Source organism: Humibacter ginsenosidimutans (assembly GCF_007859675.1).
In the GTDB taxonomy this organism is placed as follows: Bacteria; Actinomycetota; Actinomycetes; order Actinomycetales; family Microbacteriaceae; genus Humibacter; species Humibacter ginsenosidimutans.
The window spans coordinates 3,966,326-3,977,392 of sequence record NZ_CP042305.1 but is presented as its reverse complement, the minus strand read 5'-3'; the positions used below and the strand labels follow the sequence as shown (position 1 = coordinate 3,977,392).

The 11,067-nt window shown below is 66.5% G+C and carries 11 protein-coding genes; 6 read left to right on the top strand and 5 right to left on the bottom strand.

Annotated features, from left to right (window positions below):
* The first annotated feature begins 13 nt into the window (after positions 1-13).
* Both FPZ11_RS18165 and FPZ11_RS18160 read left to right on the top strand, forming a co-directional pair.
* A complete protein-coding gene (locus tag FPZ11_RS18165) occupies positions 14-1,666 on the top strand; it encodes a hypothetical protein (protein WP_146322420.1) in 1,653 nt (550 codons plus the stop codon).
* 62 nt (positions 1,667-1,728) lie between these two features.
* Positions 1,729-3,075, top strand: a complete 1,347-nt coding sequence (locus FPZ11_RS18160) for a hypothetical protein (RefSeq protein WP_146322419.1) — start codon at positions 1,729-1,731, stop codon at positions 3,073-3,075.
* Between the two features lie 13 nt (positions 3,076-3,088).
* Here FPZ11_RS18160 and FPZ11_RS18155 read toward each other — a convergent pair whose 3' ends face one another.
* From FPZ11_RS18155 to FPZ11_RS18145, 3 genes are read right to left on the bottom strand one after another with little or no spacing between them, the layout of a single operon-like run.
* Positions 3,089-4,441, bottom strand: coding sequence for an LCP family protein (locus FPZ11_RS18155; protein ID WP_146322418.1), 1,353 nt, complete (start codon positions 4,439-4,441; stop codon positions 3,089-3,091).
* Positions 4,438-4,980 (bottom strand): 5-(carboxyamino)imidazole ribonucleotide mutase, encoded by a 543-nt coding sequence (gene purE, locus FPZ11_RS18150; RefSeq protein ID WP_146322417.1) that lies wholly within the window; start codon positions 4,978-4,980, stop codon positions 4,438-4,440. The genes FPZ11_RS18155 and purE overlap by 4 nt, the downstream gene beginning before the upstream one ends.
* A 60-nt stretch (positions 4,981-5,040) precedes the next feature.
* Positions 5,041-6,177, bottom strand: a complete 1,137-nt coding sequence (locus FPZ11_RS18145) for a 5-(carboxyamino)imidazole ribonucleotide synthase (RefSeq protein WP_146322416.1) — start codon at positions 6,175-6,177, stop codon at positions 5,041-5,043.
* 86 nt (positions 6,178-6,263) lie between these two features.
* On the opposite strand from FPZ11_RS18145, the gene FPZ11_RS18140 reads away from it, so the two are divergent.
* Both FPZ11_RS18140 and FPZ11_RS18135 read left to right on the top strand, forming a co-directional pair.
* Positions 6,264-6,809 (top strand): GtrA family protein, encoded by a 546-nt coding sequence (locus tag FPZ11_RS18140; RefSeq protein WP_146322415.1) that lies wholly within the window; start codon positions 6,264-6,266, stop codon positions 6,807-6,809.
* A gap of 156 nt (positions 6,810-6,965) precedes the next feature.
* The gene (locus FPZ11_RS18135; protein WP_146322414.1) at positions 6,966-7,505 is read left to right on the top strand and encodes a GtrA family protein; all 540 of its coding nucleotides are present in this window, start codon (positions 6,966-6,968) and stop codon (positions 7,503-7,505) included.
* 3 nt (positions 7,506-7,508) lie between these two features.
* On the opposite strand, the gene FPZ11_RS18130 is transcribed toward FPZ11_RS18135, so the two are convergent.
* Positions 7,509-8,063: a PH domain-containing protein gene (locus FPZ11_RS18130; protein ID WP_146322413.1), complete on the bottom strand. Its 555-nt coding sequence runs from the start codon at positions 8,061-8,063 to the stop codon at positions 7,509-7,511.
* A gap of 7 nt (positions 8,064-8,070) precedes the next feature.
* The gene (locus FPZ11_RS18125) at positions 8,071-8,847 is read right to left on the bottom strand and encodes a biotin--[acetyl-CoA-carboxylase] ligase (protein WP_146322412.1); all 777 of its coding nucleotides are present in this window, start codon (positions 8,845-8,847) and stop codon (positions 8,071-8,073) included.
* A gap of 102 nt (positions 8,848-8,949) precedes the next feature.
* Between FPZ11_RS18125 and FPZ11_RS18120 the strand changes: the two genes are divergently transcribed.
* Positions 8,950-10,317: a lysozyme gene (locus FPZ11_RS18120; RefSeq protein ID WP_210415915.1), complete on the top strand. Its 1,368-nt coding sequence runs from the start codon at positions 8,950-8,952 to the stop codon at positions 10,315-10,317.
* Positions 10,314-10,955 (top strand): DUF8189 domain-containing protein, encoded by a 642-nt coding sequence (locus FPZ11_RS18115; RefSeq protein ID WP_146322411.1) that lies wholly within the window; start codon positions 10,314-10,316, stop codon positions 10,953-10,955. The genes FPZ11_RS18120 and FPZ11_RS18115 overlap by 4 nt, the downstream gene beginning before the upstream one ends.
* Positions 10,956-11,067 lie beyond the last annotated feature (112 nt).

Here is an 11,067-nt window from a genome sequence, read left to right as displayed (position 1 = left end):
GACCACCCACACGATGAGCACTGAATCGGCGACCGCCGCGGGAACGACCGCGACGACTCGAACCAACGGCACGGCATCCACGTTCCTCGTCTGGCTTCGCAGCTATCGGGGCGTCCACTATGTGATCCTCGCGGTCGCCGCGCTCTTCCTGCTGTACGAGTCGCGGCATCAGGGGCTGTTCTACGACGACTGGGATTTCGTCGACGGCGCGAACACCAACCTCTTCGCGCCGCACGTCGGCCACTGGAGCACGGTGCCGATGGTTCTCTACCTCGCTGTGCGCACGGTGTTCGGCCTCGACTCCTTCCTGCCCTTCGCCGTCATGGTGATCGTCGCGCAGCTCGGGCTGGCGACGATCATCTGGCGCATCATGCTGAAGGTGGGCGTCGCCCCCTGGATCGCCACGACCGCGAGCGCGCTGATCTGCTTCCTCGGCGCCGGTGGCGAGAACATCCTCTGGGCGTTCCAGGTCGGCTTCATGGGTGCTGCGGCGCTTGCGCTCCTCGTCATGCTGCTGCTCATGCGCGAGCGGTTCGGCGTGTGGGAGATCATCGGCGTCGTCGTGTTGTCGATCCTCGCATTGGCGACCTCGGGAACCTCGTTGCCGGTTCTTGCCGGGGCCGCCGTCGTCGGAATCGTCTACCGCGGCTTCTGGCGCACCGTCGCCGTCCTCCTTCCCGGGGCCGTGGCATACGGCGTCTGGTACGTCATCGTGGAGCTGCACAGCACAGGCAACGCCTATCACGCCAGCGGACTGTTCCAATATCTGACCCAGGCCCCGAACTACATACTCGGGATGCTCGCCGACGGCTCGGGCAAGGTGGTCGGCATCGCGGCGCTCGGGGCCGTCGGCTTCGGCCTCATGGTCATCTGGGCCATCTACCGCCTGCCGAAGGCGTCGAAGCGCTGGACGGCCGCCTACGCGTGCCTGGTCGCGGCGATCTTGTTCGCGGCGCTGACCGCATACTCGCGGCTGAACCTCGATGTGCCGACATCGGGACGATACGTGTTCCTGACGACCGTGCTGATGCTGCCCATGGCGATGCTCGCGCTCACGGCGGTTCAGACGCGCGTCGGGCTCCCTCTGATCGGCTCGGTCGTCGTGGTCGCGCTGCTCGTCGGATACAACTTCACGCAGTTGCTGCCCGTGCTCCAGGGTCGCGCGTCGGCGGTCGCCGAGACGAAACAGGAGTTCGCCGCAACGGCTTCCCTGATTCGATCAGGAGCCTCGCTCGACCCGTCGGCGAAGCCCGCCCCGCGATTTGCGCCACAGGTGTCCGTGCGTGACATCCAGCGCATGGTCGACAACGGATGGATGCATCCGGGCAGCTTCGACGCTGCGGCCATGCTCACGGTGCGCGCGGCTCTCGACGTGACGATCACCAGCGCCGATGCGCCGAACACGACAGCCGGCTGCACATGGCTGCCGGATGGATCGAACAGCGTCGACCTGGGCTCCGGCGCCACGATCAAGGCTCCGGGATCCACGCAGATCCAATACGTGCTGACGGAAGGCACGACGGTGTCCAATCCGATCACGGGCACGCTTGCGAGCGGTTGGAATCGCCTGAAGACGACGCACGGCAACGTGCGTGTGGTCGGAACGGCGAACACCGTGCTGCTCTGCGGATCACGGCACGAGCTGACGTCCCCGGGCCAAGGGTGACGACAGGCACTGTGGAGCACTCTCGCCCTTCTGACGGGAGTGTTTCCGGGCCGCGCGGCCCCTTGCGTGTCCGATTCGAGCGGCTCGTCGCCCGGCTCTGCGCCGCGCGAAGCATCTCGGTCTCGCCGAGCCTTCGCGGGGCTGCGCTGTACGCCGGCCTCTTCGTCGTCGGGTTCCTGCTCGCCTACTTCAGGCTGCCGCCCTCGTCGAGCGAGCACATGTGGCAGGAAGACGGCAACGTCTTTCTCGCCCAGGCGATGCAGCATCCGTTCTTGGTCGCCCTGTTCGAGCCCTACGCGGGCTATGGACACCTCGTTCCACGACTCGTCGCCGCCCTGGCCGATCTCTTCCCGCTGGTGCACGCCCCACGTGTGATCGCCGTCGTCATGGCGCTGTTCCTCGCAGCGCTCGCCGCCGGGATCTTCTTCCTGCTCGCTGCACACCTGCGAACGATCACCGCCCGAATTCTCGTCTGGTGCCTGGTCGTCGCGGCACCGGTCGCGGGCCTGGAGATCGCGCTCAGCGCGGCGAACGCGCAGTGGTACCTGCTCTTCGGTGCGTTCATCGCGGTGTTCGCGCGGCGCGAGGGAGTGGTCGCGACCGCGATCTCGGCCGCAATCCTCATCGCCGCCGTCGGATCGAGTCCGCTTGCGCTCGTGGTGTTCGTGCCGCTGGTACTCATCCGCACCCTGGCGCTGAGGGGACGCGGCGACATCGTCATCGCCGCGTCGGCCGTGCTCGCCGGCATCTTCCAGCTCATCGTCATGCTTCGCGGCACCAGGCAGCTCCATGCCCTTCGCAGCGCCTGGGCGATCATCAAGACGTATCTCGTCGATGTGCAGGACGTCGGCTGGTTCGGTCCGCTCTGGATACATCAGGCCGCCTTCATGATGCCGGCCCTGATCGCCCTCGGCGTGCTGCTGACTCTTGCTGCGTTCTGGATCTCTTGGATGCTCCGTCGCTGGTCGACCCTGCCGCTCAGCGCTCTCGTCGTCGGCGCCGCATACTTCCTCGCCATCGTGGTGCTGTCCGGCTATGCGTACACCGATCCCGATCAGATGCTTTTCATCGGCGTGGGCAGCCGATACTTCGTGTTTCCGATCATGGCGACGTCGCTGATCATCGGAACCGGGGTGGACCGCCTGATCGCAATACGCACCCGGCGCAGCATCGCGCTCGCCGTCGTCGCGATCCTGCTCACGCTCAGCGTCATCGTCGTGAACTATCGGGCGTTCGATCAACGTGCCAGATTCCTCAGCCGATGGCCGGTCTGGTCCGCTGCCGTCGAGCACGCCCGCGCCACGTGCCTCGACGATCCCACCAAGTCCGTCTACGTCATCGGCGGCCCGCAGTTCAGCCCGTTCGACTCCTTCCACATCCCCTGCGACGTGCTGGAGGATCATCGATGACCGGAACGAACCGCTACTTCTTCGGCGTCGCCGGGGGCGCGATGGACTTCTGCACGAGCGAGTGGATCTGCGTGTAGTTCGGGTCGCTCGGGTCGACGGTGGGCGGCACCAGTTCGAGGTTGTGCTGCTGCAGCGAGCGCGTCTTCATGCCGAGATCCGCGAAATATCCGATCATCGACTGCGGTATGTCGGTCTTCACGACCTGCGAGCCGGCTTTCGCGATGTCCTGGAACTTCGTGGCGACGGTGAGCGGCGTGAACTGCTTGAGGATGGCATCCTCGAGCACGCGCTGCCTCGCCATGCGGTCGTAGTCGCTTGTCGATTCGCGTGACCGTGCGTACCACTGTGCCGTGTAGCCGTTCATGTGCTGCACGCCGGGGTAGATCCACCCCGTCACGCCGTTGCCCTGCGCATCGCCGCCGATGGGGAGCTTCTCCTTGACGTCGATGGTGACCCCGCCGAGGGCATCCACCAGCTGCGAGAACCCCTCCATGTCGATGAGCACGTAGTACTGGATCTTCAGCCCTGTGACGCCTTCGAGCGCATCGCGCATCGCTTCGATGCCTGGCTGACTGTTCTCCTTGGTGGCGTCGGGATAGAGCTTCGGCTTGTACAGCTCCACCTCCGTGTAGATGGAGTTGAGCTGACACACGTCGACGTCGCAGGTGTCGTTGTACCCGTAGCCGTTCGGGTAGATCTTCTTCATCGGCGAACCGTCGCTGAACGGCACGGGGTCGAGGTCGCGGGGCACGCCGATCGAGACGGCCTCCCCCGTGTTCGCGTCGATGCTCAGCACCGACATGCTGTCCGGCCGCATGCCGTCACGTCCGGGACCAGCGTCTCCGCCCAACAGCATGATGTTGTAGCGTCCGTCGATCGGCGCCTGGGGTGCGGCGGCGGAGAAGATGCCCGACAGCGCCCCGCGTGCGCTTCCCGCGACCACGGCGCCGTATGCTGCCGTCCCCGAGACGGCGACGAGCAGCACCACGGCGAAGGCCGCGATGCCCGCACGTGCGGAGGGGCGCGCCTTCACGAGGCGCACCAGGCGCAGAGTGTCGAGCGTCAGCACCACCCACAGCACGGCGTAAAGCAAGAGTGCGATCTGCACCAGCCAGAGCACCAGAGTCTGCGTGAAGATCTCGACGACGAGCATGGGCTTCACGATCGCCGTGACCAGCACCGCGAGCGCCAGGATCCACAGCACGAACGTCGTGATCAACCCGAACCGGCCCAGCTTGCGGTTGCCGGCGAGCACCTGTGCGCTGCCTGGCATCAGCAGGTTGAGCACGACGAGCCACCATCCCCGCCGCGTCATCACGTCGCGGGAACCCGTGTTCGGGTGCCGAATGGGGCTGGCGATCGTCATAGCGATGCTTTGAGGTCGGCGTTCTTCTGTTCGACGAGGTCGATGAGGCCGGCCGCGTAGTCGGCGAGCCGGGTGGCGAGCGCGGCGTCAGCCGTGCCGAGGATGCGCGCCGCGAGAATGCCCGCGTTCTTCGCTCCCCCGATGGCGACGGTCGCGACCGGGATGCCGGCGGGCATCTGCACGATCGACAGCAGCGAATCCATCCCGTCGAGCCTTGACAGAGGCACGGGAACGCCGACGACCGGCAAGGTGGTGACGGAGGCCAGCATGCCCGGAAGAGCGGCCGCGCCACCCGCACCGGCGATGATGACGCGGATGCCGCGGGAGGCGGCATCCTTGCCGAACGAGATCATCTTCTCCGGCGTGCGGTGCGCGGAGACGACCTCGACCTCGTACGGAATGCCGAACTCGTCGAGCGCTTCCGCCGCGGCCTTCATGGTCGCCCAGTCGGAGTCCGATCCCATCACGATGGAGACGGACGGCTGCGCCGAAGACTCGGGCTCGGATGACACGGGCTCAGTGTGGTTCTCGCTGGGCATGTCGTCCAGGCTAGGACACGTCGCTCGGCATTTCGGGGAGGCGGGGCGCGCCCGCTCGGGTTATCCCTCGAAGAACGCTGCAGCACCTCGGGCCTGGTAGGCGACCTCGTCGAGATCGTCGCCGCACACGGTCACGTGACCCACTTTGCGTCCTGGCCGCGACACCTTGTCGTAGCTGTGGAACTTGGCCGTGGGATGCTCGCGCATGGCCTCCGCATACCTGTCGACCATGGTCGCGCCGTCGGGTCCTCCGAGCACGTTGATCATCATCGACCACGGCCGCAGCGTGCCCGTCACGCCCAGAGGCAGATCGAGCACTGCGCGCAGGTGCTGCTCGAACTGGCTGGTCGTGGATCCGTCGATGCTCCAGTGGCCACTGTTGTGCGGTCGCATCGCCAGTTCGTTCACGAGCACCCGGTCGTCGGTCGTCTCGAACAGCTCGACCGCGAGCATCCCCGTCACGCCGAGCCCCTCGGCGATGCGCACCGCGATGTCCTCGCTCAACTCCGCGACGCGCCCCGCGGATGCCGGCGCCGGCGCCACGACCTCGGCGCAGATACCGTCGCGCTGCACGGTCTCCACGACCGGCCACGCGACGATGTCCCCGCTCGGCCTGCGCGCCACCTGCTGAGCGAGCTCGCGCCTGAAGTCCACGAGCTCCTCGACGAGAAGGGCGCCGCCGTTGCCGTCCTCGGCGAGTGCCGTGAACCAGTCGTCCGCGTCGGTCGCGCGCTCCACGACGCGCACGCCCTTTCCGTCGTAGCCGCCACGCGCGGTCTTCACGACGGCGCGGCCGCCGTGGTCGGTGAGAAAGACATCCAGTTCGGCCGGCGTCTCCACTGCTGCCCAGTCGGGCACGGGCAGTCCCAGTTCCGAAAGCCTGGCCCGCATCAGCAGCTTGTCCTGGGCGTAGAGCAGGGCGTCGGGGCCGGGGTGAACGGGGATGCCCTCGTCGACGAGCGCACGCAGCACCGGCTGCGGCACATGCTCGTGGTCGAACGTGACGACGTCGACGGTGCGCGCGAAGGCCAGAACGGTGTCGACGTCGTGGTAGTCGCCGACTCCGGATGCCGCCAGCCTGGCCGACATCCCCTCGGCTTCCGCGAGCACGTCGATCGTGATCCCCAGCTCGAGTGCCGCGGGGATCATCATCCGCGCGAGCTGTCCGCCACCGATCACACCGACTGTCTTCGCCACTCAGGAAGCTTATCCGGCGCTCCCGCGATGGAAGCGCTCCGAGACGAACGTAGAATCATCGAGGCAATCCGACAGAACGGCGTCTCGTGCGACTCATCAAGTACCTCTACGAGAGGTTTGTGCGCTACGCGCTCAAGTTCGGCGTGGTCGGCATCGTCGGCTACGTCGTCGATGTGGCGATCTTCAACATGCTCCGGCTCGGAGCGACAGGGTCCGGCCACTTCTTCCAGAGCCCGCTGGGCGCGAAGATCGTCTCGGTGGCGATCGCGACGCTGGTCACCTGGTTCGGCAACCGGTATTGGACCTTCCGCGAGAACCGGCGCAAGAACTTCCTGCTCGAGCTGCTCGAGTTCACCGTGATCGCGATCGCCGGACTCGGGATCAGCCTGCTCTGTCTCTGGATCTCGCACTACGTTCTCGGCTTCACGTCGCTGGCAGCGGACAACATCTCCGCGAACGTGATCGGACTCGTCCTCGCCACGCTCTTCAGATTCGTGATGTACCGCTACTGGGTTTACGGAAACCACCGCAAAGACGGGCTCGCCGCCCGAAAAGAGCGCGAGGCCGAGGCGGCCGCCATGGCGATCTTCGAGAGCAGCGCCTCTGCGAGCGAGGATGCCGCCTCGCTCTGAGCTCGCAGAGCCCCGCCTTCATCGAAGCATCTGGGCGGCTTCTCAGCGGTCCTTGGAAAGCCCTCAGCCAGCACAGACGAACTGCAAGTCATCCCACGGGGTCGCCGGATACTCTCGCAGAGCACGAAAGTGCACCGACCACGAGGAGCGCAGCCGATGGCAGCCGAGGCACCCGCGACAGCCCCACCGAGGGCTGCCCGTTCTCGCTGGAGTTCGCAGCTTCTCCAGCTGATCAAGTTCGGCGCGGTCGGGGGCGTCGGTGTCGTCGTGAACTTCGTCGTGTTCAACGCGCTCTGGCTCACCGTGTTCAATCCGTCGCGCATGCCGCACGGCCCGATCCTCGCCACCATCAGCGCCACCCTCGTGGCCATCGTCGTGAACTGGCTCGGCAACCGCTACTGGGCGTTCGCTGCCGACAGGCAGAGCAACACGACGCGCGAGGGCATCGAGTTCTTCCTCGCCAGCCTCATCGGCATGTGCGTGCCGCTCGTGTGCATCGGCGTCTCGCGCTACGTGCTGGGCTTCCACTCCCTGCTGGCGGACAACATCGCCAACAATGTCGTCGGTCTCGCTCTCGGCACCCTCGTGCGGTACCTGCTCTACAAGTTCTGGGTCTATTCGCCGCGCCGCGCCGCCCGATTCGCCGCCCGGCGCCCGGCCGCCATCGAGGCCGAAGACGAGGCCCTCGTCCCGTAGCCTTCAGGCTCGCTGCGCACCGTTCGGCTGCGTTCCATCGACGGCCGGTGCGCTCCCCGTCGTCCACCCGGGCGGATAGCTGCGCTGACTGTTCTCCATCAGGTCGTGCAGCGCCTCTGTGACCACGGCTGCACGGGGCACGTCGCGCAGCCGAGCCACGGTCTTCTGATCCATCGCGCCGACCGTGATCGTTCCCGTGCGGAAGATCCGCTGCAGCCATGAGGTGCGCAGCGTCACGGTGTATCCATGACTGTGAAGCAGTTCTCGGCGCTCTCGCACGAACAGTCCGGAGCGCACGATCAGGCGACGGGTCGTGACCGTATAGCGGGTCGTCATCCATTCCAGCAACGGCAGCAGGAACAGCAGAACCGACAACACGCCCGCGCCGACCCAGACCACGGCCCCCACCCAGCCCGGAAATGCAGACCCGAAGTAGCCGGCAGCAGCGCAGACGGCGATGAGGGCGAGCGACGGCCAGACCATGCGCCGTGCGTGCTGACGCAGCCGCGCCACGACACGTTCGGTGGGCGGCACCCGGTAGCCGTCGGTCAGTGCCATAGGCCCATTAATACCGCAGGTGGGTCACATCCCCTGCCGCGACCGCCGTGAGCCGCCCATCGACATCCACCACCAGACGTCCGTCGTCGTCCAGGCTCCGCGCCACTCCGGAGAGCGTATCGGCACCGGGCAACTCGACCCGCACGCTCTTGCCCAGAGTCGAGCAGTCGGCGCTCACCGCGTCTTTGATTCCGCCGACCACGGCATCTCCGGATGCGGCGCCGAATGCCTCGTACAAAGACCGGAGCTCGGAAAGATAAGCGGCAAGCACCGCATCCGCATCGTGGGCCGCACCCTCCAGCAGCAGCGACGTGGCGGTCGGAACGGGAAGATCCGTGCTCGAAAGGGTGAGGTTCACCCCCGAGCCGACGATGACGGCGTCGTCGTCGACGACCTCGCAGAGGATGCCGCACACCTTGCGCCCCGCGATCAAGACGTCGTTCGGCCATTTGAGCTCGGTCGTCGCGCCAAGAATCCGCAACGCGCGCGACATCGCGAGACCGGCGAGAAGAGGCAGCCAACCCAAGGCGTCCGCCGACCGTATCCCTGCGGACGTCGGACGCAACAGCACCGAGACCGCGAGCATCGTGCCGTCCGGAGCCGTCCAGACCCTGCCGAGCCGCCCCCGCCCCGCGGTCTGCACGTCGGTGGCGAGAACGCTGAACTCCGGCCATGCGGAGGAAGGTTCCGACCGTACGAGGGCGGCCAGTTCGTCGTTGGTGGAGGTGGAGCGTTCTCGCCACTCCAGCTTCGAGGCACTCGCGTTCGCTCGTCTCAGATCCATGGCTCCATTCTGGGCACACGCAGCCGCTTCCACCCGGTGGGCGCCGACTCCGTGCTTATCCTGAACGGGAATGTGCTTCGCGACACTGGGGGGAACAGAGCGATGCGACAACCCGAACACGCACGTCGACGTCTCGTCTCGATCGGCGTGTGCTGTCTCCTCGCGTGCACGGCGGGCCTGGCGACCTTCGCCGCTCCCGCGAACGCCGAGACTCCCGTACCGACACCGACGGCCTCGGATGGAGCCCCGGCAAGCCCCTCGACGCCGACACCGACAGGCGTGCCGTCGCAGGTGCCCTCGAGCGTACCGACCACGAGCAGTCCGGATGCCGTCAAAGACGAGACCCCTTCTCTCGCCCAGATGAACGCCGCACACGACCACACGATGGGATCGACGGTTCCCGAGCACACCACGGCAGTCACACAGAGCGCACAGTCGGCACCCGCACCGTCGCAAGACGAATCCGGTCCGGTTCCGCCGCAGCCGAGCCAGAGCGACGCACCGAGCGCCGCGGGGACGTCGACGGACAGGTTCGCAGCGGCATCCTTGATCAAGGCCGCCGTTCCCTCCGGAACTCTCGGACTCGACGTCAGCGGCTGGCAGACTCTCAGCCGCGCGAACTGGACGACGATCTACAGCCAGGGGGCGCGGTTCGCCTATGTCAAGGCGACAGAAGGCACGACGTACACCAGCAGCCAGTTCTCCGAGCAATACAACGACTCGTATGCCGCGGGTCTCATCAGGGGCGCATACCACTTCGCGACCCCCGACACCTCGTCCGGCACCGCGCAAGCGACGTACTTCGTGGCGCACGGCGGCGGGTGGTCCGCCGATGGCAAGACCCTGCCGCCGCTCCTCGACATCGAATACAACCCCTACGGCGCCACCTGCTACGGGCTCTCCCAGGCGCAGATGGTGTCGTGGATCACCGACTTCTCGAACACCGTGCAGGCACTCACCGGCCGCCTGCCCGCCATCTACAGCACGACCGACTGGTGGACCCAGTGCACGGGCAACAGCGGAGTCTTCGTCAACAACCCGCTCTTCATCGCCCGATACACGTCGAATGTCGCCGGTGGTCCGGGCACGCTTCCGGCGAGCTGGTACCAGTACACGTTCTGGCAGTTCGCCGACTCCGGAACCTTTCCAGGTGACCAAGACGTCTTCAACGGCTCGCTCCTCGACCTGCAGACGTTCGCGGCCACGAATCCGGTGAAGACCACTCAGCCTGCGGTTGCGCCGTCACTCGGAAGGAACGTGGCCCTCGCGGAGACGACCGCTGGCAAGGTCTACCTCTTCTGGAAGGGCAACAACGGTGACCTCTGGATCAAGACCAAATCAGGGTCGTCGTGGTCGGCGTCCACGGATACCGGGAGGTGGATCGGCCCTGGCAGCGGACTCAGCGCATCCGTCAATCCATCCGGCAGCTTCGTCGTCATCTGGCGGGGGGCGATGCCGGGATCTGGATGACGACCAGCACGAACGGCTCGAGCTGGTCGTCGCTGAAGGAGATCCCTGCCGCGGGCCCGACGGCGACGCCCGGCGCACCCGCGGTCGCCATCGCCGCCAACGGAACGATCTACGTGTTCTGGAAGGGCCAGAACAACCGCCTCTATCAGGCTGTGGGAAGCCCGACCGGAACCTGGTCCGGTTACATCTCGCTCGGTGCCGATATCGGTCCGGGCACCGCGCTGTCCGCAGGCATCGACCAAGCCGGCTGGACCTATGTGTTCTGGCGCGGCGGCGACAGCAACCTGTGGGAAGCGAACTGGACGGGCCATTCGTGGACCCTCCAGCACAAGATCCCCGCAACAGGCAGGGCGGGCGGAGTCCAGTCCGAAGTCGGAGTCGCCGTCACACCGGATGCCGTGCAGTACGTGTTCTGGCGTGGCCTGGACAAGCGCCTTTACCAGGCCATCTGGGATGGCCACGCGTGGCGCGGGTACTACTCGCTGGGTGCGAATGTCGGCCCGGGAACCGCGGTGTCGGCGTCGCTCGACGGTAAGAACGCGACCTCCGTGTACTGGCAGGGCGGCGACAACGGAATCTGGGGCGCGTATTGGACCGGCTCCAGCTGGACCGGTGCTCAGTCGGCTCCCGCCGGTTGATGTTCGGCGCCGGATGCCTCATCCCCTGCCGGACCCGAAGCATCCGACGCCGGTTTTTGTGCACTTCCCTCAACGAAGTGCGCCGAACACCTGCTTGTAAAGTGAACGGGTG

Excerpts from the sequence above, each read along its gene's own strand:
- FPZ11_RS18155 (WP_146322418.1), bottom strand. The coding sequence starts at position 4,441 with ATGACGATCGCCAGCCCCATTCGGCACCCGAACACGGGTTCCCGCGAC.
- FPZ11_RS18165 (WP_146322420.1), top strand. The coding sequence starts at position 14 with ATGAGCACTGAATCGGCGACCGCCGCGGGAACGACCGCGACGACTCGA.
- purE (WP_146322417.1), bottom strand. The coding sequence starts at position 4,980 with ATGCCCAGCGAGAACCACACTGAGCCCGTGTCATCCGAGCCCGAGTCT.
- FPZ11_RS18115 (WP_146322411.1), top strand. The coding sequence starts at position 10,314 with ATGACGACCAGCACGAACGGCTCGAGCTGGTCGTCGCTGAAGGAGATC.
- FPZ11_RS18125 (WP_146322412.1), bottom strand. The coding sequence starts at position 8,847 with ATGGATCTGAGACGAGCGAACGCGAGTGCCTCGAAGCTGGAGTGGCGA.
- FPZ11_RS18120 (WP_210415915.1), top strand. The coding sequence starts at position 8,950 with ATGCGACAACCCGAACACGCACGTCGACGTCTCGTCTCGATCGGCGTG.
- FPZ11_RS18130 (WP_146322413.1), bottom strand. The coding sequence starts at position 8,063 with ATGGCACTGACCGACGGCTACCGGGTGCCGCCCACCGAACGTGTCGTG.
- FPZ11_RS18135 (WP_146322414.1), top strand. The coding sequence starts at position 6,966 with ATGGCAGCCGAGGCACCCGCGACAGCCCCACCGAGGGCTGCCCGTTCT.